The 24,747-nt window shown below is 53.8% G+C and carries 17 protein-coding genes; 10 read left to right on the forward strand and 7 right to left on the reverse strand.

Features of this window, described 5'->3' with window-relative positions; translation table 11 throughout:
• Positions 1–94: 94 nt before the first annotated feature.
• The 3 genes from ACMAZB_RS05140 to ACMAZB_RS05150 form a co-directional block, all read right to left on the reverse strand.
• Positions 95–3,190, reverse strand: a complete 3,096-nt coding sequence (locus ACMAZB_RS05140; protein WP_435219675.1) for an efflux RND transporter permease subunit — start codon at positions 3,188–3,190, stop codon at positions 95–97.
• Positions 3,183–4,361 carry an efflux RND transporter periplasmic adaptor subunit gene (locus ACMAZB_RS05145; RefSeq protein WP_435219676.1) on the reverse strand — a complete coding sequence of 393 codons (1,179 nt, stop codon included), beginning with the start codon at positions 4,359–4,361 and terminating at the stop codon, positions 3,183–3,185. The genes ACMAZB_RS05140 and ACMAZB_RS05145 overlap by 8 nt, the downstream gene beginning before the upstream one ends.
• A 259-nt stretch (positions 4,362–4,620) precedes the next feature.
• On the reverse strand, positions 4,621–6,195 hold the full coding sequence (locus tag ACMAZB_RS05150; protein ID WP_435219677.1) for an acetolactate synthase large subunit: 1,575 nt from the start codon (positions 6,193–6,195) through the stop codon (positions 4,621–4,623).
• 484 nt (positions 6,196–6,679) lie between these two features.
• On the opposite strand from ACMAZB_RS05150, the gene ACMAZB_RS05155 reads away from it, so the two are divergent.
• Both ACMAZB_RS05155 and ACMAZB_RS05160 read left to right on the forward strand, forming a co-directional pair.
• Positions 6,680–7,831, forward strand: coding sequence for an acyl-CoA dehydrogenase family protein (locus ACMAZB_RS05155; RefSeq protein ID WP_435215018.1), 1,152 nt, complete (start codon positions 6,680–6,682; stop codon positions 7,829–7,831).
• 68 nt (positions 7,832–7,899) lie between these two features.
• The gene (locus tag ACMAZB_RS05160) at positions 7,900–9,045 is read left to right on the forward strand and encodes a CaiB/BaiF CoA transferase family protein (protein ID WP_435219678.1); all 1,146 of its coding nucleotides are present in this window, start codon (positions 7,900–7,902) and stop codon (positions 9,043–9,045) included.
• A 40-nt stretch (positions 9,046–9,085) separates the two neighbouring features.
• Here ACMAZB_RS05160 and ACMAZB_RS05165 read toward each other — a convergent pair whose 3' ends face one another.
• Positions 9,086–9,607 (reverse strand): DUF1993 family protein, encoded by a 522-nt coding sequence (locus ACMAZB_RS05165; RefSeq protein ID WP_435219679.1) that lies wholly within the window; start codon positions 9,605–9,607, stop codon positions 9,086–9,088.
• Positions 9,608–9,671: 64 nt separating this feature from the next.
• On the opposite strand from ACMAZB_RS05165, the gene ACMAZB_RS05170 reads away from it, so the two are divergent.
• Complete coding sequence (locus ACMAZB_RS05170) at positions 9,672–11,759, forward strand: FAD-dependent oxidoreductase (RefSeq protein ID WP_435219680.1); 2,088 nt, start codon at positions 9,672–9,674, stop codon at positions 11,757–11,759.
• 82 nt (positions 11,760–11,841) lie between these two features.
• Here the strand turns inward: ACMAZB_RS05170 and ACMAZB_RS05175 are convergent, their stop codons facing one another.
• On the reverse strand, positions 11,842–13,920 hold the full coding sequence (locus tag ACMAZB_RS05175) for a penicillin acylase family protein (protein WP_435219681.1): 2,079 nt from the start codon (positions 13,918–13,920) through the stop codon (positions 11,842–11,844).
• A gap of 249 nt (positions 13,921–14,169) precedes the next feature.
• Between ACMAZB_RS05175 and ACMAZB_RS05180 the strand changes: the two genes are divergently transcribed.
• Complete coding sequence (locus tag ACMAZB_RS05180; protein WP_435219682.1) at positions 14,170–15,480, forward strand: sterol desaturase family protein; 1,311 nt, start codon at positions 14,170–14,172, stop codon at positions 15,478–15,480.
• Positions 15,481–15,714: 234 nt separating this feature from the next.
• Here the strand turns inward: ACMAZB_RS05180 and ACMAZB_RS05185 are convergent, their stop codons facing one another.
• Together ACMAZB_RS05185 and ACMAZB_RS05190 are read right to left on the reverse strand one after the other, a co-directional pair.
• Positions 15,715–16,152, reverse strand: coding sequence for a c-type cytochrome (locus tag ACMAZB_RS05185; RefSeq protein WP_435215028.1), 438 nt, complete (start codon positions 16,150–16,152; stop codon positions 15,715–15,717).
• A 92-nt stretch (positions 16,153–16,244) separates the two neighbouring features.
• A complete protein-coding gene (locus ACMAZB_RS05190; protein WP_435219683.1) occupies positions 16,245–16,784 on the reverse strand; it encodes a retropepsin-like aspartic protease family protein in 540 nt (179 codons plus the stop codon).
• Positions 16,785–17,117: 333 nt separating this feature from the next.
• Here ACMAZB_RS05190 and ACMAZB_RS05195 point away from each other — a divergent pair, with 333 nt between their 5' ends.
• The 6 genes from ACMAZB_RS05195 (at position 17,118) to ACMAZB_RS05220 (ending at position 24,747) form a co-directional block, all read left to right on the forward strand.
• Positions 17,118–17,540 (forward strand): acyl-CoA thioesterase, encoded by a 423-nt coding sequence (locus tag ACMAZB_RS05195; RefSeq protein WP_435215031.1) that lies wholly within the window; start codon positions 17,118–17,120, stop codon positions 17,538–17,540.
• Positions 17,540–18,127 carry a DUF2452 domain-containing protein gene (locus ACMAZB_RS05200; RefSeq protein ID WP_435219684.1) on the forward strand — a complete coding sequence of 196 codons (588 nt, stop codon included), beginning with the start codon at positions 17,540–17,542 and terminating at the stop codon, positions 18,125–18,127. Before ACMAZB_RS05195 ends, ACMAZB_RS05200 begins: the two co-directional genes overlap by 1 nt.
• Positions 18,128–18,297: 170 nt before the next feature.
• Positions 18,298–18,954: a class I SAM-dependent methyltransferase gene (locus tag ACMAZB_RS05205; RefSeq protein WP_435219685.1), complete on the forward strand. Its 657-nt coding sequence runs from the start codon at positions 18,298–18,300 to the stop codon at positions 18,952–18,954.
• A 37-nt stretch (positions 18,955–18,991) separates the two neighbouring features.
• Positions 18,992–19,840, forward strand: a complete 849-nt coding sequence (locus ACMAZB_RS05210) for a sulfurtransferase (RefSeq protein WP_435219686.1) — start codon at positions 18,992–18,994, stop codon at positions 19,838–19,840.
• Positions 19,841–19,963: 123 nt separating this feature from the next.
• Positions 19,964–22,150 carry a molybdopterin-containing oxidoreductase family protein gene (locus ACMAZB_RS05215; protein WP_435219687.1) on the forward strand — a complete coding sequence of 729 codons (2,187 nt, stop codon included), beginning with the start codon at positions 19,964–19,966 and terminating at the stop codon, positions 22,148–22,150.
• Positions 22,151–22,248: 98 nt separating this feature from the next.
• Entirely contained in the window at positions 22,249–24,747 is a 2,499-nt protein-coding gene (locus ACMAZB_RS05220; protein WP_435219688.1) for an MMPL family transporter, read from the forward strand.

The raw sequence follows: 24,747 nt of genomic DNA on the forward strand, positions 1-24,747 counted from the left end.
TAGTTGAATTTTACTATGTCCTTCCGGACATCTTTCTATCGTTGCTCGGCATCTGTATCTCATTCCGCTTATGAATGTGGTGCCCGTGTGAGCGCTAGTTGTCCAAGGTCGCCAGCTCCGATTCCAAACGCTTTTTTGCGGTGCCCCGAGGCTTTGCGAGTCGTGCAATCCCTAGATATACCACCGGTGTCAGGTAGAGGGTGAAAATTGCGGCTAGGCCCAGTCCGCCAAAGACCACCCAGCCCACGGCTTCGCGGGCCTCAGAGCCGGGTCCTGAGGCTAATATCAGGGGCACAGCCCCCACAATCGTTGAGACCAGCGTCATGGCGATAGGGCGTAACCGGGTGTGGGCGGCTTCTGCGATCGCTTCACGCACGGAGAGCCCCTCATCTCGCAACTGGTCAGCGAACTCGACCAGTAAAATGCCGTTTTTTGCGATCAAGCCAATAAGCATTACTAACCCAACTTGAGAATATATGTTGAGCGAGGTGCCCGTCATAAACAGCGCAAAAATAGCGGCGGCGAGCCCGAAGGGCACGATGGTCATAATGACGACAGCTGATGTCACACTTTCAAACTGGGCAATGAGTACCAAAAATACGACTAACAGCGCGAAGCCATAACTCATTAAGGTATCTTGGGTTGCCTCATCGAGGGCAGCAGCTTCTCCTCGAGTAATAACGGATATATCTGCCGGTAAAACTTCTTGCGATAGCGCCATGAGGTCGTCAATGGCGGTTTGGAGTGCAACCCCAGGTTGAACTTCAACGTCTAGCTCAATCGCTCGTCGTTGCACGCGTCTGTCTAGCTGACCGGCGACACCGCGTTCGGCGAGGGTCACTACACTCGACAACGGGACCACCGCGTTACTGGCGGTGCGAATGTACAGGTTGACCAAGTCGCTGGGGTCGTTGATTTTATCCGCGCCGGCTTTTAGAACAATGGGCACTGTCTGATCATCAACGTTAAGGTCAACCACTCGGAAGCCATCGACCATAACCCGCAGGGTTTGGGCAACATCGTCGAGTGAAACATTAAGGTCAGAAGCGCGTTCGCGGTCTATTTGCACCGATAATTGCGGCTGAGATGGGTCGTAGCTCAATCGTGGCCTGCTGACACTATCCAGTTGCTGGCGAATGGCATCGCTGTAGGTTCTTGCCGCGGCAAACAAACTGTCGTAGTCGGTACCCAGTAGCGCCAGGCTAATGCCTCCAGAAGAAGCGCCGCGTATGTTTAGCGAGTTGCCGCTGAAAATTCGGGTGGTCATACCCGGAATACTGGCGAACAAGGGCTTGAGCTCTGCGGCAATTTCTTGCTGAGAACGGTCTCGTTGATCCCAAGGTACCAACCGCGCATTAATAAACACAATGTTGGGATCCCACCGGCCGATAACGGTGTAGAGGCTTTCGATTTCACCGTTATCAATGAGAGGTACCAAAATATTTTCTAGTCGATCACCCTGACGCTCAACATAAGCAAGGCCAACGCCATCGGGCCCCCTTGAAAATATATTGAGAGTGCCTCGGTCCTCTGGGGGCAGCAGCTCGCGGTCCAGCTGCCAATACAATGCGCCAGCGGCACTGGCGGCCGCCACGCAAACTAAAAGGGCAAAAATTGGCCAGCGCAGCACATGGTTTAGGCTTCGCTGGTAGAAGCGACTCAGGACCCCGCCTAGGGCGTCGGCACGGCGGGTGCGCGGGTTGTGCGTGGCGAGTCTCGCCATTGCAGCGGGCACAAGGCTCAAAGCGACAAAAGATGAAACGGCGACTGCAATGGCCAAAAGCAGCCCAAATTCTCGAAACAAGCGACCCGCCGTCCCGGGTAAAAAGGCAATCGGAATAAATACGGCAACGAGTACAGCGGTGGTCGCGATGACGGCGAAGAAAACCCGTCGGGTTCCGATCACTGCGGCAACGCTTGACGGGTCACCTGCTGCGCGCCGTCGCTGTACGCTCTCAAGCACAACAATAGCATCGTCAACGATCAGCCCCGTGGCCAGCACCAGCGCCAAGAGGGTGAGAATGTTGATGGAAAAGCCAAGAAGCCAGCAGGCCGCCATAGTGCCCAGCAACGAGATGGGGATAGCGATGGCGGGAATTAATGTGAGCCGCATCGAGCCTGAAAAAAGCCTAATGGTAGCAATCACCACTAGCACGGCGATGCCCAGCGTGAACAGCACCTCTTTTACTGCACCTCGAATAAAGACGGCGTTGTCAGAAATGATCGACAGCGTCAGTTCGCCAGAGTCGGCATTGACTCTATCAATAGCGGTTCTTACGCCGTCTGAGATTTCGATGGTGTTAGAGCCAGCTTGTCTAACGATACCAATGCCGACAACCCGTTCTCCGTTTAAGCGCACAATGCTGTTGGCATCTGCAGGTGAGAAAGTCACCCGGGCGACGTCGCTCACCCGAATTCCGTCTCGAATGACCAAAGACTCGATATCTTGTTCTTGGGTTACTGCGGCATCAGCGCGCACTAGAAGCTGTTGTTCCCCGGCTCTGAAGCTGCCTGCGGGGACGTCGAGTGGAGCACCTCGAAGCACGCTGGCCACATCGGTCACCGTGAGTCCGTAGCTCGTAAGCCTTAGAGGGTCGAGAATAACCCGCAAGACCCGTTCGCGAGCCCCGAACAGTGGCACATCGGCAACCCCGGGAAGGGATATAAAGCGCGGCACAATATCTTGCTCGATACGCCTTGCTAGGGCTTCCTCACTAAGGTTGTCAGCCTTGACCGCTATTCGGAGTATTTCATCGCCTTGTTGATCGGCTTTGAAAACTGATACCGCCTCAATGGCGTCGGGAAGGTCTCGTTCAATACGACTCACCGCTTCCCGCACGTCTGATGCGGCTTTGTCGACGCTAGTACCCGGGCGAAACTCGACCCAGATCCGCGTGTTATTTTCCTCGCTGGAAGAGTTTATTTCCTGAACGCCAGTAACCCGCGCCACAGCGCCTTCGAGAAGACGAGTCACCTCGGCATCCATTGTCTCTGGCGATGCCCCGGGGAGCTGTGCTCTGACCATTACCAATGGCCTATCGACATCGGGTAACTCCCGCACCTCAATGGCCATAAGCGCGGCGATACCCGCTATAGCGATAAGTAAATTGAGCACCAGTGTTAAGAGGGGGCGTTTGACTCCTAGCTCGGGAAGGCCGCCGCTCAACGCACCGCCAAATCGATCACCCATTGTTGGGGGCATCCGGATCTGGGCGGAGCTCTGCCGCCGTTCTGGAAGTGTCTTGACCGTTGCTTACTGGGTTGAGGTCCTTGAGCGCCGCGCCCGCGCGTACGGCTTGAACCCCCTCAGTGACAACGCGAGTGCCCAAAGGGGCATCTACCTCAATGAGTATTTCACCCGCTAGTCGTTTCACCAGTTGGACATCGCGGCGCACAGCCTTGCCGTCTACGGATGTCCAAATATAGGCACCATCTGCTCCCCACTGTACGGCAACATCGGGAACTGCTTTAAATGCGCCACGTTCAGCGCGAACGCTTATTTCAAATGCCATACCCGGGCGATACTGATCAGACGCATTGTCGATGGCGGCCCTTGCAACGAACGCTCTTGAGGTGGGGTCTATTCGTGAGTCGACGGCAATGACCTCTCCAGACAGTGGTTGATCTGCTCCATCCCACAGTCGCACTTCAACCGAGGTCCCGGGCAAAATCTTCCCCACATAAACCTCCGGAACTGCGAAATTCACTAGCAGCTGGCTGCGGTCGTCAAGAGTAGTGACTTGGGTACTCGTATCGATACGGTCGCCAGCATCTATTTCAGTGATGCCCACAACCCCGGCAAAGGGCGCTCGAATGAACCGTCGATCTAGGGTGACTTGAGCTTGATCTAACGTAATGCGCGCGGTGTCAGCCGTGGCGATTGCCGCGTCAATTTGGCTCTCCGGAAGGTTGGTATTTTCAAGGTTGACCTGCTTGTAACGCCTAACTAAGCGCTCGGCGTCGGCCAACTGCACTTCGGCAAGTTCAACGGCTAACCGCTCATCACGGGTGTCCAGTTCAAGGAGCGTGTCGCCAACATTGACCCAAGTATTGGCACTGAGCTGCACCCGGCGCACGATGCCCGCAGCCTCGGGATACAAAACGACGCTTTGCAGGGCTCTGGCAGTACCAACAGCCTGAATGGTCTCGACTAGTGGCTGCTCAACGATAGCTTGGGTCACGACGTTGGTGGCGCCGCTGCGCTGACGAAAATCCATGGCTCCATTGGTGCTGCTTTTATCGCCATCGCTGCAGCCTGCGGTTGCTAGCGTCATTAAGCCAGCCAAGCACAGCACCGATGCACCACCACGTCTGCGGTTGGTGCGCGGATGTAAGACTAAGTTAGGAATGCTGGAAGCCATAAGTGGGCAGCCTTGGATGACCTTTAGGTATACGCGAAGTCTTACCCTTAGGATGCATGTTGTCATGACGACATAGTACCACTGAGTCATTACAGGACCGGTGACGCCGGAGACTCTATTGCCTATCGACCCAGCAAGATAGTTGAGCTCAAGGGCTCTTTGAAAGACTGTGTGTCCTAAGACGTTTAGCTAGTAACAAGGTGAGTGGCCATCGGCTTAGTGGCCGAGGAACCTTCCACACCTTTGGGTCAGCTTCGAGTCAGCCTTGGAGATTGGAAAACATGTAACCGGGTAAGATAACCTCAATCAGGCGCGGACCCTGTTGTTGCATTGCATCAGCAAACTGCTGATCAAAGTCAGCCACGCTCTCTGCGCGGCTAGCGGACATTCCCATGCCTTGGGCAATATGTACCCAGTCGATAGTGGGATTGCTCAAGTCGAGTAAAGACCGTGCTTTGTCAGAAGGATTCACTACACCGACACGCTCCATTTCAATATTGAGGATGGCATAAGAGCTGTTGTTGAGAAGGACCACGGTGACGTCAAGGTTTTCCCGAACCATGGTCCAAAGTGATTGCACGGTGTACATAGCGCCACCGTCTGCTTGCAGGGCGATAACTTTTTGATCAGGGCAGGCTACTGCTGCTCCCAGGGCTAAGGGCAGCCCTTGGCCGATAGCACCTCCGGTTAGCATGAGCCACTCGTGGGGAGCCGAATAACCGGTGTAAGCAAAGGCACCCATGCCATTGGTGGCCCCTTCATCTGAAACGATTGCGTTTTCGGGAAGGTGGTTGGCGATGACTTTACCCAGCTCCAACATATTCATGGGCCCGGGTTCCAGCGCATGGGTGGTGGCTGCCTGTAACACGGCCGGCGATTCCGGTGCATCGAGGGCATCCGCTAGCCGTGTGAGAGCATCCAGTGCATCGTGGCGCACGTCGGCCAGTGTTAGGACATCAGCTGTTTCGGCTGGCAGATAACTGGGCTTATCAGGGTAGGCAAAAAATGAGACGGGCGCTTTAGACCCCACCACAACAAGGGTCTCCATATCTTGGAGAAACTCGGCGGCCTGTTCGCCAAAATACGGTAATCGCTCAACGGGAACACGGCCAGCCCCTCGCTGAATGCGTGCGCAAAATGTCTCGCTAATAAGGCGAGCGCCGGTAGCCGCAGCGATTCTGCCAGCCTGCCACAAGGCATCAGCTCGCAGGGCTCGGCCACCCAAAAATAGGGCGCTTGTATCTCCTTGGCGAAGTGCTTGGGCCGTTATCGCGATGGTGTCGTCAGTAACGCGGGGTGTCGTGAGCGCTTTAGCTTTTGGGGCGGCTGCGGAGGTTTCTGACCAAGCATGATCAGCTGGTGCGATGAAACTGGCAATTTGCCCCGGGTAAACTTGGGCCGCCTCCAAGGCTGCGACACCAATTTCGGCGAGTTGCTCGGGGCTTTCAGAGTGCCCAATCCAATCGGAGACGGGAGAGGCAAAGCCTTCAATATCGGATGTGAGTGGTGCGTCGAATTTTCGGTGATAGGTTGCGTGGTCGCCAATCATATTAATCACTGGAGACTGGGCGCGACGGGCATTGTGCAGGTTTGCAGAGCCGTTACCGAATCCTGGGCCAAGGTGTAGCAGCGTTAGCGCCGGTTTGTCTGCCATTCTGCCGTAGCCATCTGCGGCGCCGGTAACAACACCCTCGAATAAACCAAGGATAGCCCGCATTCGGGGTTCGCCGTCGATAGCGGCGACGAGCTGCATTTCCGAGGTGCCGGGATTCGCAAAACAGACTTCCACACCCGCGTCTGCCAACGCTTTAATCAATACATCTGCACCTGTCACTGCGTTTCTCTCTATGTTGGTAAGAAGCGCGGCATATTAGCATCTTGTGCTTTTGGGTGGGGCACAGGTGATTTCTGTTGTTGTCATTGAATTTACTGGCGTTGTGGTTTAATTTGAACTTCGCGTATGTTTTTCTACGCTAAAGAAACCTTAAGCTTGGTTTGAGGTTTCCGGGGCACTGTCTGCGGTTCATCGAGTGTTAGGTCCCTCAAGTGGGCATGGCCCGCAGTTGTCTTGACGCGCGCGTCAGGCGTGGCTGAAACACCAACTACGGTTGCGTTTTTTGGGCGCGGGCTTTGTCGTAGGGCGCTGCGTTTTGTTGGAGCGCTACTTACAACCGTTAAGGTGCCGGCAGCCGCTAAGGCCCCAATAACGGCTCAGATCCCAGATACATAAGCTTGGACGTGCTTTCTCTGTGCCGGCGGCAAAACGATTAACATTGATTAAGCGGTGTACTTTAAAACGAATAGGCAAGGGCCTCATCATGATTCCAAGAACATTATTTGATTCCGAGCACGAGCAATTCCGTGAGTCTTTTCGCCGATTTCTAGAAGCAGAGGCGGTTCCCCATTACGACCAGTGGGAGAAGGACGGGGAAATAGATCGAAGCCTGTGGACGAAGGCGGGTGCTCAGGGCTATTTATGCCCCACCGTTTCTGAAGCTTACGGCGGCGCTGGTGCAGACTACCGCTACAACGTCATTGTGGGTGAAGAGCTGTCTGACCTGGGCATGGCTGGTGTCGGTTTTATTTTGCACTCAGATATTGTGGTGCCCTACATCGAGAACGTAGGAAACGAAGCGCAAAAGCAGAAATTTTTGCCCAAATGTATTTCTGGAGAAATTGTCACGGCTATTGCGATGACTGAGCCCGGTACCGGTTCAGACTTGCAAGGTATTCGCACATCCGCCGTCGATTGCGGCGATCATTATGTTCTCAATGGTGCCAAAACTTTTATCAGCAGCGGGCAGCAGGCCGATGTTGTGATTGTGGTTTGTCGCACGAATGACGCACCTGATGCCGGTGCAAAGGCCTTCAGCCTGTTAATGGTTGAGCGCGGCATGCCCGGCTTCGAGCGCGGCCGCAATTTAGACAAAGTCGGTCAGAAAGCGGCAGATACGTCGGAGTTGTTTTTCAATGATGTGAAGGTGCCAAAGGAGAATTTGCTTGGGGAAGAGGGCATGGGGTTTATGTACCTTATGCAGGAGCTGCCCCAAGAGCGATTGACAATTGCCGCCTCTGCGGTAGCGGCAACTGAAGCGGCTTTGACGATGACCGTAGCCTACGTCAAAGAGCGCTCGGCGTTCGGTAAACGCATTGCTGATTTCCAACACACCCAGTTTCAGTTGGCTCAGCTCGATGCCGAGGTGACGGCGATGCGCACGTTCGTCGATCGCTGCGCTGAATTACACTTGAGTAAAGCCCTCAGTGCAGTCGATGCCTCCAAGGCAAAACTGCTCGCGACGGAATTGCAGTGTAAGGTGGTAGACGATTGCGTGCAGATGCATGGCGGCTATGGCTATATGACCGAATACCCCATCGCCAGGGCGTATGCCGATGCACGAGTACAGCGCATTTACGGCGGCACCAGCGAAATTATGAAGCTTATTATTGGTCGTGATTTATTGGCAGCTTAGAGCTGCACTGGTCAAAAATAGCTCAGATTTCGGCGAAACAAACCCTCTAAAAAGATTAGGAGTTTTCAATGTCCCAAGGACCACTCGCGGGTGTCAAAGTTGTTGAATTGGCGGGCATTGGCCCCGGTCCCTGTGCGGGGATGATGCTGGCTGATATGGGCGCTGAAGTTACCGTAATCGAGCGACGATCTCCCAATGCCAATGCTGCGCCAACCAGTCAACAAATGGCGGCGCATACGTTTTATAACCGCGGCAAACGTTCAGTAGCTGTTGACCTTAAAAATCCTGCAGGGGTTGAGTTGGTGCTTAAACTGGTGGCTGACAGCGATTTGTTGATCGAGGGATTTCGTCCGGGTGTTATGGAGCGATTGGGGCTCGGCCCTGATGTTTGCTTAGCGCGCAATCCCCGGTTGGTCTTTGGTCGCATGACCGGCTGGGGCCAAAGCGGGCCATTGGCCCACGCAGCAGGGCATGACCCCAACTATATTGCCCTTAGCGGTGCGTTGTGGCCGGGCGGCAGCACAGATCGCGTGCCCTCGGCTCCGTTAACGCTGGTTGGTGACATTGGCGGAGGCACCATGATCTTGATCTTTGGTTTGCTCAGCGGCTTGTTCCATGCGCAAAAAACCGGTCAAGGCCAAGTGGTCGATGCTGCAATTACCGATGGCTCAGCCTACATCTCGTCACTGCTGCGCATGATGCACAACACCGGTCAGATCAGCGATGAGCCCGGGTCTGGCTGGGCAGATTTTGGCGCGCCATGGAACGACACCTACGCCTGTTCAGACGACCAATACATTACGATTTGCCCCCTTGAACCACAGTTTTATGCAGACCTTATCGCACGGCTGGGGCTTGGGGACGATCCGCTGTTTGCAGATCAGTGGGATAAAACGCAGTGGCCCGCAGGGAAGCAGCGCATGGCCGCGTTATTTCGCGAAAAAACCCGAGATGAGTGGTGCGCGTTGCTAGAGGGTACGGATGTTTGTTTTGCTCCCGTGCTTAATTTAACCGAGGCAGTTACGCACCCACACAACGTTGAACGAGAAGTCTTCATCACTCGCGACGATGTGGTACAGCCAGCGCCAGCGCCCCGATTTAGTGTTAGCAAACCTTCGGTCGGTAGCTGTCCAATTCCGGGAGAGCACACAGCTGAGATTGTTCAAGGCTTGGGTCTCGATGAAGCGGAGCTTCGTGAAAGTGGTGCAATCTGAGCTTGTTTTAGCGCCTACTGCCGAGTGGCAATGGGGCAGGTTAGCTGCGAAAACGCATCTCACCCAGGAAGTCGAGCTTACCTAGGGTGACGCCAAGGTGCCGCAAGATGGCGTATGTGGTTGCGGCGTGAAAATGGACGTTGGGTAAGGAGAAGCTTAGGAGAAAACCGTCAGTGGTGAAGGGCATTTCGCGTTTGCCAATGCGAAAAACCATGTCGTTACCCATGAGCGCATTAATCGCCTCGGGCTCTTGCGCGACGAGATAGTCTTCGGCTTCGGTGAGCAGGCTTTGCAGTTTTGACCAGGTGACATCAGCGACCTTTGGTGGCGGCTCGAATACACCCGCCTGCATGCCCTTCAGTGCACCCATAGAATGGTGCCAAACCGAAATAACCTGAAAAGAAAATGGCAGCATGTTGTCTCTCAGCTGAAAGTTTAAGGTGGCGTCTAAATCCAAGATATTTTCAGCGGCGGCGTCTTCAGCAAGGGTCAGTGTTTTTGAAACAGCTCGTACCGTTTGTAGATACGATAGAACGCTGGCGTCGTATAGGCTGATTGACATCGATAAATCTCCTGTTATCAACTGGGAAGTCATGTATTAAACGTAGTTAAGGGCGGAGCATACTATGGAAGCGGCAACAGAACTTGGCGGGCACGCACATTATCCTCGTCTTTTTACCCCATTAGATCTAGGTTTTACGACGCTTAAGAACCGCAGCATCATGGGGTCGATGCACACCGGCCTAGAAGAAATGCCCGACGGTTTCGATCGTATGGCGGCTTTTTACGCTGAACGAGCTGCCGGCGGAATCGGTATGATCATTACGGGTGGCATTGCTCCTAACGAAGAGGGTGGCATTGTTGTAAAGGACGAGCAGGGCAACCCGGCTTTTTCTGCTTCAAAGCTTAATAACGACCAGGAGGCCCAGGGCCATCGGCGGGTAACCGATGCGGTACACAAAGCCGCGCCCGACGCCAAAATCTGCATGCAAATTTTGCACATGGGTCCACTTGCCTACAATGATCAGTTAGTAGCCCCCTCGGCTGTGCGCTCGCGTATTGCCGCCTACACACCGCTAGAGCTGGATGAAGCCGGCATTGAGAAGCAAATAGCCGATCACGCTAATTGCGCTAAATTGGCTCAGCGGGCGGGTTACGACGGCGTCGAAATTATTGGTTCGGCGGGCTACCTTCTGTCCACTTTCTTAGTTGAAAAAACCAATCAACGAACCGATCAGTGGGGCGGCAGTTATACCAACCGCATGCGCTTCCCCTTAGAGGTGGTGCGTCGCGTAAGAGAGGCCGTGGGCGATGATTTTATTGTGATCTTTCGCATCGCGGCCATGGATATGTTGCAAGGAGGCATGAGTTGGGACGAGGTGGCTGAGCTGGCGCGGGAGCTCGAGAGCGCTGGCGTCACGATGATTTCGACTCACTTTACCTGGCACGAGTCTCAGGTGCCTACCATTGCTACCATGGTGCCCCGCGCGGCCTTCACGGGGGTGACTCATCGCGTACGCAATGAGGTATCAATACCTGTGATTACGTCGAATCGAATCAATACCCCCGAGGTTGCCGAATCGGTGCTGGCACAAGAGGATGCCGATTTAGTGTCCATGGCGCGCCCCATGTTGGCAGACAGCCAATTTATGCGTAAAGCCGACGCTGGCGCCGCTGATGAAATCAACACCTGTATCGCCTGTAATCAAGCATGTTTAGACCACACATTTAACTTCAAAACCACCTCCTGCTTAGTCAATCCCAGGGCGTGTCACGAAACGCTGCTCAACTACAACCCTACCGATAACCCCAAGTCGGTCGCAGTTGTGGGTGCGGGGCCTGCGGGGCTTGCCTATGCCACTGTCGCTGCTGAACGTGGCCACCGGGTGACCTTGTTCGATGCCTCAGGTGAAGTGGGCGGTCAGTTTAATTTGGCGAAGCAGGTGCCCGGTAAAGAAGAGTTCCACGAAACGATTCGTTACTACAAAAAACAACTCGAAAAATTAGGTGTTGATGTGAGGCTAAACACTCGTGTCGATGCTGACACCATTGCAGCGGGTAATTTTGATCACACGATGGTTGCCACGGGCATCATCCCGCGGCAACCCGATATTCCCGGTATCGACCACCCGATGGTGATGGGCTATATCGACGCGATTAATGGCACTCGGCCTATTGGTAAAAAAGTGGCTGTGATTGGCGCGGGGGGAATCGGCTTCGATGTGACCGATACAATTACCCATGAGGGTCCCTCTGCCGCTCTTGATATTGACGTGTTTGCTAAGGAATGGGGTGTCGATTTTGAAAACCATCCTCGAGGGGGTGTGACCGGTGTAGAGCCGGTTGTTGCCAAAGCAGATCGTGAAGTCTGGCTGATGCAGCGTAAGGAGACAAAAGTCGGTCGTGGGCTAGGCAAGACCACAGGGTGGACCCACCGTCTCACTTTGGGGCGCCGCGGGGTAAACATGCTGAACAGCGTTGAGTACGTGGGCATCGACGACGCGGGTCTGCACCTATTGATCGGTAATCAACCCCGGACCCTTGACGTTGACACCGTGATTATTTGTACGGGCCAGGAACCTCTGCGCGCCCTGCACGATGAACTGCAAGCTCGGGATATTTCCTCTGAGCTTGTCGGTGGCGCTGAAGAAGCCCTGGAGCTTGATGCCAAGGAGGCAATCAACCAGGCCAGCTGGCGTGCTGCAATGATTTGACGGCCCGCAGCTGATGGCCCACATAGGCGTATGCAGCGCATAGGTGCCATTGAAGCACCAATTCTAGGCCTAAATTCTAAGCCTAATAGTCACTAGAAATGGTGTAACGCCGCTCTACCTTCGCTGCTCTGTCTAGACTGCGAAAAAGGGCTTGGTGGATTATTTCGTTAGCGAAGTCTTCTGTTTGGTCATGAAAGTGAGGGTCCAGAGGGTCATCAAAATGATTGCCGTATTGATGGGTGCCTTGAACGGTTTGTTCGCCATTAGCGTCCCATCGTACGAGGTAATAGAGTCCATCACCCCCGGTGACTCGATTGAAAGTGGCATCATCTTCGTTGGGCGCCGCGTAGGCTGCTCGTAGCGTGTCGGGTCCGCCCGCCATAGCGTAGTGGGTGTCGCCGCGGCCATGTCGGTTTACCTCGCCCCAAGTAGGGCGCATTCGGCCGGTCATTTCGACAATTTGCTCGACACAGTCTTGCAGTGTTGCTCTCGCGTCGGGCACCGCGGTGCCGCCGCTTTCTGACAGCCATTCTGCCGCTAGCACGCACACCCCCAGAGGGGCGTTTTGATTGCCTTTATTGGTGGCACGATCCCACTCCTTGAGGACACGTTGGGCTTCTTGCAACTGCGGATCGACGAGCTGCAGCGTTGCCACCTTTCGAAGAAAATCCATTCCTCGATAGTTTTCGTCGTAAGTGTGGTCATGCTTTATGTCTAAAAGCTGTTGTTCCGAGACGGTGTTGTGCCGCGCAAACAGTGAAAGTCCGCGCACGGCTCGATTGGTCATACGGGTTTGCCAGCCGCCATTGGGTGCGACGCTACTGGGATCCGGGTTGCTACCGGCTTCGGTAATGGCGAAGGGCGATTGGTTAGTACTGAGCAGGAAGCCTGAGTCAGGATTGGTGACCTGCGGCATCATGCGCGTGTCGTAATAGCTTTTCCAGATAAGATCCGAGCGATCTCCCGGCAAATATTGAGACCAATCCCAGCCGGGGGCGCGTTTGGGCATTTGAGCGTTGTGAATAAAGTGGATGTTCCCGCCCTGTCCGGCATAAACGAAATTGAAGCTTTGAATATGATTGAGGGCAATCGCGTCTTGCCATGCTTCAAAGCTCCGGGCCCGGTTCATGGCCCGCCACTGCTCAACTTGCTTTAACTCGCCCATACCTGAGTAGCGCACTGCATAGGTACCGTGCGCGGTTTTTAGCACTGGACCATGCACCGATCGGTAAACGGTTTCCGTGACTGACCAGGGTATAAACCCCCAGATCAGAACTTCGATTTTTACCTTTTTCTGTTCCAATTCCAGCCATTGCCCGTCAAGTCGGTATCGGTCCTCATCGTCGGGATCAATGTCTAAAACGAAGACATCGACAAGATCCGGCTTGTTAACGGTTGCTCCCCAAGCCGTTTCAGGGGTGAAGCCCACGCCGATAGCGGGTGCGCCGGGAAACAGGCCTCCCATCACATTGAGGCCGGTTTCAGATTGGAGGTGTGCCTCGTACCAGGCTACTGGTCCGGTTAACGGTTGGTGGGAATTAATTACTAACATGGTAGAGCCATCAGCACTTCGCTGGGGCCCTACCGCGATTGCATTAGAGCCGATGGGTTGTTCATTTAGCGTGACGCTGCCGGCGGTGGCAATGGGGCGGGCTCGAGTCTCTCCTAACAACTCAGTCACTGTGCTTTGGAAGCCATAGAACAGCGGGTGTCGCAGCATGTGACCGGCAATGACATCCTTGCCCGTGACCGGCAATACATCGAGTGACACCGCCTCTGGGTGCTCTTTAGCGTAGCGGGTTACGCCCGCAGCATAGGCCTCCACGTACTCCCGGGTTTCTGGCTTTAAATCACTTTCGTAGCGCAGCTCAAGATCGTCCCAGAGGCCTAGCCAATGAACCACATAATCTTGCTTGGCGGCGTCTGGACCAAAAAAGCTCCCTGCATTACCTCGATAGTAGGGGATCATGGCTTCGATAACTTTCCAGGTATCCTCAGCCATTGCGTAACCCAGCCCATAGGCAGCATCGGCATCTGTAGCGCCCTTAATGTGCGGCACGCCCCAGATGTCTCGTTCTATGGTTGCTTCCCAAGCGGCCACGGAGGCAGGGAGCCCCAACAGGGCTAGGGAGAAAATGATTGGCGCAAAAAACTTATGCATGTTGACTCCGAGGTTCGGGGGCTCGTCTGTCTGCTTAGACTGCAGCGGTAAAATGCGGTCGAGCAGCGCCTCGATAAAAAAGGCTGCGGCGTTCAGTGTGTTAGAGAGTAATTGGTCATTATGGCTACAAAAATGCTGACGGGCTAGACCAAGTTTGCCCTTAGATTTTCAAGCTCGCTGCTGTGAAGGCAGCGACAGCTTCAGGTGATATAGGGCCATCTTTGGGTCCAGTGTTAGGCGGTGCCGCGTTTGACCGGTTTGCTCTATAGTGACGGCGATACGCGCCCGGTTCGCTGGGCCTTGGCAATCAATTTATTAGGAATCTCATTACTAGTGGACCTTATTCAGCTCGCAGTTCCCTTTTTCTTGTTGGCGATGGTGTTTGAGCTTGTTTTTGGCATCGTTCGGGGTCGGAATACCTATCGCTTAAACGATGCGTTTAGCAGTTTAATGCTGGGGATTCTGAGCCAGGCAAGAAAGTTCGTCGTTTTGGGGGCGGGAGGATTTGCATACGCTTGGGCGGCAAAACAGACGACGATTACGCAGTGGTCAGTAGATTCGGTTGGGGCCTGGATCATCGCGTTCGTGCTCTACGACCTTTGTTACTACTGGCAGCACCGAATAGGTCATGAACGGCAGTTTTTTTGGGCTGCACATGTTGCCCACCATCAAAGCGAAGATTACAACCTATCGACGGCTCTGCGCCAAACTAGTACCGGCTTTTTACTGGGGTGGGTCTTTTATGTGCCATTGTTCCTGCTAGGAATCCCCGCCGAGATGGTGGTAACCGTTGGAGCGCTTAACCTCATTTATCAATTTTGGGTGCACACACAGCATATCCCTGAGCTGGGTTTAATGGAGCGCGCATTTGTAACGCCCTCCAATCATCGGGTGCATCACGCGCAGAATGATTGCTATCTGGACCGTAATTATGGGGGTGTGTTCATTATTTGGGACCGCCTTTTTGGGACTTACCAACGGGAATTGCCGGATGAGCCCTGCGTTTATGGTATCAGGGGGCCTATACGAAGCTGGAACCCGCTAGTGGCTCTGACCCACATTTACCGAGATATGTTCGATGACATGCGTCGAACCGCGAGTTGGCGCGATCGATTTCGCGTTTTGTGGGCGCGAACCGGTTGGCAGCCCTCAGACGTAAGTGGCACTTGGCCCCGACAAAAGTCTGATCTTGAGCAGTTCGTACGCTATGACCCTGAAGTGTCTGTGCCTCGAAGGGTTTATGGCGGATTGCAGTTGGCCGCTGCGACGGCTTTATTACTTTGGGGCCAACTTGAAGCCCTTTCTGCTGCAGGCTACTGGATGTGGTGGCTATTGTTAATTTGGACGGGCGTAGTGACGGCAGGGTGGCTGCAGGGTTGGCGCTTATCAACGCTGTGTTTACTGGATGTGCCTCGTTTAGTAGTGGTTGCAGTGGCGCTGGTCGTTGTGATGCCTAGCGTGGGTTGGCTGTTGGCTGGTTACCTGTGGTGCGGCATCAGCCTGGCGATCATAGCTTGGGAATTTGGTGATGCGTTTAGGCGCGATACGGCTAGGGTTTGATGGCCAAAATATAAGCATTGCGCCTTCGAGCCCAGTTGGCATTGCTGCCCGCGCTGCGAATTGGCCGCGAAGTATGAAGTAGGGGATGGCGCAGCGGTGCGAGGTTTGCTCAAACAACGGCCCCTAAGCCGGGCACGCTTTATCGCCGGAGACGGCGAACTGCATGCTTGTAACTCGAGGGCCCGAGCGGGGCGGCAAGGCCGTCGTTGACGCCCTTACCCCCTTTACTTTGCTTTATAGCGAAGAAATGTAAGCGGCGAGATTGTCAATATCTGAATCTGCCATTGGCTTGGCGACTGGCCACATCATCGCCGACTGACCGCCGCGTTGCTCACCGCCGCGATAGGCGGTCAACTTCATTGCAATGTCGGATCCTGGCTGCCCTTGCAGTTGAGGCCCAATTCCGCCCTCGCCGTTGCCGCCATGACAAGCAACGCACTGGCCGTAATACTTTTCCCCTAACGCAGCCGGGGAAGCTGCTGCAAGCGCTTCCTGTTTCACTCGCTCGACATCAGCAATGCTGCCACCGTTTTCGGCCTTCCAGTCGGCATAGCACTCATCGACGCACTGGTTTTTGTTGCCAGTCCAGCTGGGATCGTTGTTCTGCATGCCTGTCCATGTCAAACCGGAGATCACGAGCATAAACAGGAGTATGGCGAAATTGCTATTCATCGTAGTACGGGCTCCAAAAGGACGGGGATAGAGAGTTTGCGGTGGCGAATATTAAAGGGTTTTGGCGGGAAGTAGAACCCATGGCCTAGGCACTATTGCCGAAGGGTGAGGGTATCGCCTTGCTGGACCATTTCTAGATGCTTTAAAAATGACATGCCCAGCAAAACTTCGGCAGTGGCGAGGCCTGGTGCGATCTGTGCCGGCACATTGTTTTGCTCAATCGCCCCCAGTTGTACTGACTTGAGTTGTGTCAGGAAGCCTTGCGCATTGCCATTGGCTGTTCGGGTCACAATGGCTTTGCCTCTCGGGGCACCAGCGCGCTGGGCTAACTCGGGCGAAATCGCTACGCCAGTAGCGCCTGTGTCCAACAGAAACGTCACGCCCACCCCGTTTATCGTACCGTTGGCCACGTAGTGCCCCATGCGGTTTCGCTGCAGAACCACCTCGGTGCGGCCATCTTCCCCTCGGGTGGAATTGACTGTTCGATTAGGGTTGCTTCGATCATCGAGTTTCCCCTGAAAAAATGAAGTCATCATGCCCAGTAAGAGCACCCAGGCAATAATAGACATCCCGCGGCTTAGCCCTCGAGTTGACTGTGGTTCTTCGGGGGACTTGGAGGGTTGTTGTCCCAAATTGGGACTCCTTTTCAATGGTTAACAACAGGGTTTTTGCGACGATATGTGGGCCATTTTATTGGCCCTTTGGTGACCCGCAGTGCTGGATGAAGAGCGTCCCGGGGACTCGGGTCAATGTGCTGCGGCTTAATGATCGAATTCCGCTCCTAGGCCGTATGGTGACAGTGTTACGGCTTTCGGTGCATTCTACAACGTAGCGCCTCCTTGTGTTGACTAAGCGGGAGGCCTGCATAATCCGCCGATTACTGAGTGGCTTTGTTGACGGGGCGCGCCGTTCAGCTGATTCAGGTTGTCGTTAACAACTGAGCAATTAAAAAACTGAGGTTTACTATGTCCTACCCTTACGTCGGAGAGCAAAAGGTTCGCTTTGCAGACACAGATGCTAATGGCCACGCTTATTTTGCCACCTATCTGGTCTTAGCCGATGAGGTGTCTGCAGACTTTTGGGCGGAGCTTGGCTGGGACTTCAACAAGATTCATGAGCAGCCGACACTCACGTTTACGGTGAACGCTAACATCGACTTTGTTAGCGAATGTTTACCTGGCGACTGGGTAGATGTTGGTGTTGCTTTTACAAAGCTAGGTAACAGCAGTCTCACCTCAGAGTGGGAAATGACAAACCGTCGAACGGGTGAGGTTGCGGCCCGAGGTAGTTTTGTCAGCGTTTTTGTCGATAAGAGTGATCGCAAACCCTGTCCTATTCCTGCGGCTTTGCGCACGGCCATTATTGCGCTGCAGCCTGAGTTAGCTTAGTGACGCATCCGGTTATTCCCGAAGGTAATCCTCAGGGCAAAGGGCTGGTGCCGATACTCGACTCGCTCAATGCGCTACAGCCTTGGTCCGTTGATAAGAAGTCTGGAGAGGCAATTCTTAGAGACTTCTGTCTTTCGACGCTGGTGCTGTCTGCCCGTTTTGATTTTAGGGTCGTGCCGGGGAAAACCTATTTTCTCTATCGGCAGGACGACGGCTGGCGTCTGTCTCTCATTTCTCCTCAAGAATGGGGGGAGCGTTTAGCCGGGCGTTGGGTTGCGCAATGTGATCTGCGCACGGATATGACTTGGGATGTCAATCTCTCCCCCGAAGTTGCTCATGATGCTGAGCTGGTAAATGCACTGGAGGCGCATTTGCGCGGTTTTGTCGAGAGGATTGATGGCGCCGATAGCTTGGAGGCAGCCCTCCCTGTTTATGAGCAGCAATTGCCATATCAGCAACGCATGATGGCAACTGCACTGTCTTCGTCGCTGCAAACATCGCTGTTGCTGTCCGGATTATCAGGCCAGTCAGGGCAGGCATGGTTGGGCAACGGTGAATTGAAAACGCTATTGCTGCGCGCTGAATAATCTGAGTTTCATCCTCAGCTTGCTGTCCAGTTGCCCCCGCCATTTGCGCTGAGTAGCCCACGTCATCAGCGGCGCGGGGCGCAAAATATCTCAGGCGTTTAAACAAAAGCCTTGAACTCAAGTCAATGCCGCAACAGGCTGAGGGCTTTGGGGTCGCAATAGGATTCACCATGACGCGCAGTGAATTAAGTCAGCGGTTGAGTGCAGTAATACCCAATGCTGATTTGGAGGTCGTTGCGCTTCCCGAGGTCCCTGGAATACGACTCGCGCTGCTGCAACAGTCTTACCCTCAGCATCTGCTGGACAACGATACAGTCGCTAAGATCATGAATACCCCCATGTATTGGGCGTTTTGTTGGGCATCTGGACAGGTGCTGGCCCGATTTATCTTGGATAACCCCCACTATGTAAAAGGGCGCAGAGTTCTAGATTTTGGCGCTGGCTCTGGTGTAGTTGCAGTGGCAGCCGCAATTGCGGGCGCGAGATCGGTGGTTGTTTGCGACACCGACCCACTCGCGCTGCTTGCCTGTACCTGTAATGCCGAGCTGAACGGTGTGGTGCTCGAAGATGCCTCGTCATTAGACAGCTACAGTGGTGAGATCGATATTATCTTGGCCTCTGACGTTCTCTACGATAGGGCGAATTTAGCTTGGCTACAGGCATTTCTTAACCGTGCGCCTTCAGTGCTGGTTGCCGACTCACGGGTACGGGATTTCAGTGCGGAGAACTATCAGCTACTGACTGCCAGCAGTAGTTACACTTTCCCCGACCTCGATGAATCTCAAGAATTTCGGCGGGTAAAAGTGTATCTTGGCTGCCGAACTTAACGGGTTGTATACGACCTACTTAACAGAGGTGTTTTCGATGTCTAATCCCGCGTTCGTCAGTGTCCCTTGGGTACAAGCCAATTTTGAGGCGCCAGGTATCAGCATTATTGACGGCTCTTGGCACATGCCTGCCGCGGGGCGCGATGCCCGCGCTGAATTTGCGGAGAAAGCACTTCCCGGTGCCGTTTTCTTCGATATTGAACAAGTGGCAGATACCGCTGCAGAACTACCTCACACCTGTCCCACGACAGAACAATTTGCCCAAGCCATGCCGGCGATGGGCATAAAAAACACCGACTTTATTGTTATCTATGACACGCAGGGTCTGTTTACTGCAGCCCGTGTTTGGTGGTTATTTCGTTTGTTTGGACACGAGCGGGTCGCGATTATGGAGGGCGGGCTGCCGGCATGGGAAGCCGCTAACCTGCCCACGTCTCCCGGCGAGGCCTCTCAATTGCAACCTGAGCCCTATTCTGCCGTGTTTAATGATGCACTATTTGCGGCCCATCACGACGTTGATCGTGCTGTTGAAGCGCAGGATGTCACTATTTTTGATGCGCGGTCGGCCGGGCGTTTTTCTGGCGCAGAATCCGAGCCCCGACCGAACCTCCCGAGTGGGCACATGCCCGGTGCTGTCAATATTCCGTTTAACCTGCTCATTGATTCAGCGACCGGTGGATTTAAGTCAAAAGATCAGCTGCGTAATATTTTTGGCGACGCACTGTCTGTTGAGCGGGGCATTATTACGACTTGCGGTAGCGGTGTAACGGCCTGCGTGTTGGCTTTGGCGCTGTATCATCTGGGTATCACAGCTCGAGTGTACGACGGGTCTTGGACTGAGTGGGCTAGCCAACCCGATGCTAACATCTGCGTTTTGAGCCCCTGAAATTCGCTGAGCAGCGTGGCTGTATTTTGGTGTAGGCTTTGGCCTCTGGGTGCTTTTAATCGCTTGAACATGTCGCAGATATGGAGCGCCGTCTAGGGTAATGGCTGGATGAAGGTTGAGTCTTTGAAGAAGCAAACTTTCTGTCGAATTTGTGAGGCAAGCTGCGCACTGGAGGTATCTGTCGAGGCCGGTGCCGTGGCGCGCATAGAACCCCGTAAAGGCCACCATGGAACCCTAGGCTTCGCCTGCATGAAGGGGTTGGCGCAGGGTGAGATGTATAGCTCGCCTGACCGCTTAACCACACCCCTCAAGCGCGTGGGTGATCGTTATGAACCGGTGAGTTGGCAAACGGCGCTTCATGAAATTGGCGCTGTTGTGCGCGCAGAACGCGAGGTTAGCCCCCATCGGATTGGCATGTACGTAGGGACAGCGGCAGGTTTTAGTTTACTGCACCCAATTTTTGCCCAGGGCTTTATGGAAGGCATTGGCTCGCGCAATGTTTACAGTTCCGCAACGCAGGATTGCGCACATCGTTTTGCTGCAGCCCAAGAAATCTACGGCTTTCCGTTTACGCAGCCCTTTCCCGATTTAGACAAGCTCGAATTTTTACTGATTCTTGGGACCAATCCAGTTGTTTCCAAATGGACGTTTTTGCAAGTCGCTCATCCGGTAAAGAGGCTTAAAAGCATCGTAAAACGTGGTGGTCGCGTTGTGGTTGTTGACCCTCGAGAGACTGAGACCGCCAAAGTGGCTGGTGAGTATCAGGCTATTCGTCCCGGAACGGACGTGTATTTTCTGCTCAGTTTCCTACACGTGCTAGTTGATCTGTACCCGCCGGAAAAAACGCTGGACGCACAGTATTTTGATGGCATCGAACAACTCGAGTCTCTTGCCAAAGATTGGGCCCCAGAACGCACAGCCACAATAACGGGTATTGCCCCCGACCAATTAAGAGATCTTGTTGGCGCATTTTGTCGTGCTCAAGGTGCTGCCATCGCGACGGGTACGGGGTTGGGTATGGGGGGGCAGGGCACCCTCGCCCAGTGGTTGGTTGAGGTCATTATTGCCCTCAGTGGTAACTTGGATCGGGAAGGCGGTCATTTAATTGGTGAGGGAATCTTCGACTTTGCAGCCTACGCCAAGCGCAAGGGGTTGTTTGCCCGAGATACGCGCTCGAGGGTTGGCAACTTCCGCAGTTTGAACGGTGCCATGCCCGGTGGCATATTGGCCGATGAAATTCTGACACCGGGAAAAGAGCAGGTCTCAACCTTATTTGTCACCGGGGGTAATCCTTTGATGACAATGCCTAATGCCGAGCGCCTTCGTTCTGCCTTCACAAAATTGAAGCTTTTGGTGGTGACCGATATTTATTTAAATGAGACGGCCAGTTTGGCAGATTACGTCTTGCCGGCGACTTCGCCGTTAGAGCGACCTGATTTGCCCTTCGTTTTTCCACTGTTTTTAGGCTTGCAGTCGATTCCCTATTTGGCGGCAACCGAAGCGGTATTGGCGCCTCCGGGCGAGACCCGCGACGAGGCCACAATTTACACACAACTCGCGGCAGCCTGTGGAGTGGGATTGTTTGGTTCCAAGTTGCTTCAAAGCGTTTTGAGTGGTCTCACTTGGCTGGGTACGTTGCGGGGTAGGGGCTTCCCTCAGCGCTGGCTACTTAATCGTATTTTAAAACACAATAAGGCACCCGGTTTTCGGGAACTACTCGACCATCCCGACGGGTATCCTGTGGCTAGCACCAAGTCCGGTAGTTTTTTGGGTAAACGCGTAACCACTGAAAACGGTAAAGTACAGCTGGCGCCTTCAGATTTTGTGGCACGGTTGGCAGCGTTGGCAACACCCGCTAGCGGTACCACATCGCCGGGTGACTTCAGACTGATTTCAAAGCGACGCCACAATACCCACAACAGTTGGACCCAGAATGTGGCTTCTTTGACGCGAGGCGATAACGAACAAACGAATGTGGCTTATATGAACCCAGCCGATTTGGCAGGCTTAAAACTTTCGGCTGGGAGCGCTGTTGATATTACTTCTGCAGCGGGGAGCATCCGCTTGCCCGTAGCGGCCTTGCAAACCTTGGAGCGGGGCTTGGTCTCGGTACCCCATGGGTGGGGACACCAGCATGCTCAAGGACTCAATATCGCCAACAAGCTGCGGGGGGCCAACGTCAATATTCTCGCATCTGATGGCCCTGAGGGTTTGGAGCCGCTCTCGGGCATGGCGCACTTAACCGGTATTCCTGTAAACGTTGTGCCATCTTCAGAGCCTGTGAATCCCCACAGCTGGTCGGGTATTTGATCAAATGGTTGCTGTCATCTTGCGAGATCTTTGCAATCAGATATTCAGCGTAGCGCGAGCCATCGGTGGTGTGAGATTAATGTGCGTAGGAGCGTTTGATGAGGCTACTTGAAGCCTGGGTCACTCGCTGCTTCGCTAACCCAACAGTAACGCTGCTGTTACTGCTGGGCGTTACCGTATTAGCCGGCGCCTTTGGAGCGAATCAATTCCGCCTTAATTCTTCCATGGACGAGGTCATACTGCCCCGCGACTCAGAGCATTGGTTCAGTGATGACGAAGCATTAAAAACGGATTTTCCTCAACTCCGTAATTTGACCATCATTGTAGTGGCAGGTGCCGAGGCTGCGCAGGTCTCTGAAGCGGTTGATACGGTTTTGGCTGCCGCTCCCGATTTTGTAGAGCTCGATCAAATCGCTACTCCTATGCGGCAACCCGCGATCCGTAATGCGCTAGCGTTTTATCTCGACCGTCCAGATTTCTTGGCGCTTATTGACGGCGTGCAACCATTGGTGACGCTAAGCACGGCACTGCAGGGTGAGGGTGCCCTGACCGGTGCATTAGGCGTGCTCGGTGTAACATTGCCCAATGAGACGCCGCCGGCGTTGTTAGATCTCTTACAGGGAAAAGCGACGACATTAAAAAACCTGGATCTGGTCAAAAATGCAGTGCCAGCCATGCTCAGCCCCTATGATGATTTATTTTATGAATTGATTCTTGTCAGTGATAAGCCGAATTTTGATGCGCAGTTTCCCGGCGCTGAGATTGTTCAGAATATAGAAAAGTGGATTGCACCTGTGGTGGCAGCCCACCCTGCGCTAACTATAGCTTTGACGGGTGATATCGTGCTCGCTCATGAAGAAATTTCCGATGCTCTAGCTGGGGTTAAATTGGCGGCAGGGTTATCGACTGTATTTCTCATATTGGTGTTGGCGCTGGGTGTAAGGTCAGGGGTTTTGACCGCAGGCATGCTGCTGCTAGTCGTTATCGGAAGTCTATGGACCCACGCTTTAGCTATGATCACGGTGGGTCAGTACAACACCCTGTCCCTCGCCTTTCTCGTCATGTTCTTTGGTTTGGGTGTCGACTTTGGATTGCACTACGGCTTGGCGGTGCGCGAAGTCCGAGCCGAAAGTAATGCCGTGGCGAGTGCGGTTCGCAATACGGGTGTTGCTCTGATGCTGTCGGCGGCAACAACGGCCTGGGCGTTTTTATCTTTCATGCCAACAGAATACAAAGGGCTTGGGGAGCTGGGGATAATTTCCGCTGGCGGTATGTTGGTCGCTATTTTTCTAACAGTCACCTTATTGCCAGCACTGTTTGGTTTGCTGGGTTTACCCGGCAGCCTACCCTCCAGAGTACGGCCATTGAAATTACGGTGGCCTAGCATGCAGTTAACATTGGCTATTTGGTTAGTCTTAGGTGTAACAGCCACATTAAAAGCGCGTGATGCCCACTTTGATTACTCTGTAGCGGGGCTGCGCGATCTCGAGACGCCGGCCATGACGTTACTTGATCGACTGCAACGCGGTGGCTTCAGTACCGACTACAGTATTTCTACCATGGCCTTACCGGATGAGCTGCCAGGCTTGAAAGCACAGCTCGCCCAATTGGAGGCTGTCGGCTACGTAAGATCTATCGAAGATTATCTACCGCAGTCCGATCACAAGGATCGTGTCTTAGCGCTGACTCAATTGCGCGAGGCCCTAGACCTTGTTTCAGAGTTTCCAGCTCTTGAACCTCAAGTTGTAAGAGCGCAATTAGCGGCGCTGTCAACGATGCCGACATTGCCCGCGGAGATTTTAAATTTAATATCCACGCTGCAGGGCTACGATGACGCCCAGTTGATTGCCCTTGATGGAGACATTCGTGAGGCCATTTCACAGTGGCGCAAAGACCTAGAGCCATTACTCACTAGTGAGCCGCCCCAAATCAGTGATTTATCGCAACAGTTGCAACGTCGGTGGATCCTGCCGGATGGACGTCATCGACTTGAGTTTGGACCTGCCACGCCGACCCAAAGCAGAGAAGGGTTGAACACATTTGTCAGTGCGGCAAACACAGTTGTGGATAACGGAGGTGGACGCGCAGTCATTGAGTACGGTGTAGGCAGTGTGGTTGTTAGAGCCTTTCAGCAGGCCTCGATTCTGGCAGTGCTGGGCATTGCTCTGATGTTAATGCTTTATTATCGAAATCTGATTATGCCCATGGTTGTTATTGTTCCACTGATGCTGACAACCGTACTAACCTTTGCGGTTATGGAGTGGGTAGGGCTGTCTCTCAACATGGCTAACGTCTTAGTAGTGCCACTCATCTTTGGTTTAGGGATTGATTCAGCGATTCACATTGCGCACCGTTATCAGACTTTGGGTTCTGTCGAGCGACTGATGCAATCGAGTACTCCAAGGGCGGTCATGCTGTCAGCGGTAACGACGGTGGCAACCTTTGCCTCTTTGATGACAAGCACCCATCGAGGTGCGGCGTCTTTAGGTCAGTTACTGACTATCGCAATTCCTATTATGGTGGTTGTGACTTTCTCCTTGGTGCCGGTTTTGATGACTTATTTCGGACGATTTACCGACCGTCCCCTACACAATTAA

The organism is Luminiphilus sp. nBUS_07 (genome assembly GCF_051201685.1).
GTDB lineage: Bacteria > Pseudomonadota > Gammaproteobacteria > Pseudomonadales > Halieaceae > Luminiphilus.

What these genes read in the sequence shown, in the direction of transcription:
- ACMAZB_RS05175 (WP_435219681.1), bottom strand. Translation starts at nt 13,920, where the DNA reads ATGCATAAGTTTTTTGCGCCAATCATTTTCTCCCTAGCCCTGTTGGGG.
- ACMAZB_RS05165 (WP_435219679.1), bottom strand. Translation starts at nt 9,607, where the DNA reads ATGTCAATCAGCCTATACGACGCCAGCGTTCTATCGTATCTACAAACG.
- ACMAZB_RS05210 (WP_435219686.1), top strand. Translation starts at nt 18,992, where the DNA reads ATGTCTAATCCCGCGTTCGTCAGTGTCCCTTGGGTACAAGCCAATTTT.
- ACMAZB_RS05195 (WP_435215031.1), top strand. Translation starts at nt 17,118, where the DNA reads ATGTCCTACCCTTACGTCGGAGAGCAAAAGGTTCGCTTTGCAGACACA.
- ACMAZB_RS05160 (WP_435219678.1), top strand. Translation starts at nt 7,900, where the DNA reads ATGTCCCAAGGACCACTCGCGGGTGTCAAAGTTGTTGAATTGGCGGGC.
- ACMAZB_RS05185 (WP_435215028.1), bottom strand. Translation starts at nt 16,152, where the DNA reads ATGAATAGCAATTTCGCCATACTCCTGTTTATGCTCGTGATCTCCGGT.
- ACMAZB_RS05145 (WP_435219676.1), bottom strand. Translation starts at nt 4,361, where the DNA reads ATGGCTTCCAGCATTCCTAACTTAGTCTTACATCCGCGCACCAACCGC.
- ACMAZB_RS05140 (WP_435219675.1), bottom strand. Translation starts at nt 3,190, where the DNA reads ATGGGTGATCGATTTGGCGGTGCGTTGAGCGGCGGCCTTCCCGAGCTA.
- ACMAZB_RS05220 (WP_435219688.1), top strand. Translation starts at nt 22,249, where the DNA reads ATGAGGCTACTTGAAGCCTGGGTCACTCGCTGCTTCGCTAACCCAACA.
- ACMAZB_RS05155 (WP_435215018.1), top strand. Translation starts at nt 6,680, where the DNA reads ATGATTCCAAGAACATTATTTGATTCCGAGCACGAGCAATTCCGTGAG.
- ACMAZB_RS05170 (WP_435219680.1), top strand. Translation starts at nt 9,672, where the DNA reads ATGGAAGCGGCAACAGAACTTGGCGGGCACGCACATTATCCTCGTCTT.
- ACMAZB_RS05205 (WP_435219685.1), top strand. Translation starts at nt 18,298, where the DNA reads ATGACGCGCAGTGAATTAAGTCAGCGGTTGAGTGCAGTAATACCCAAT.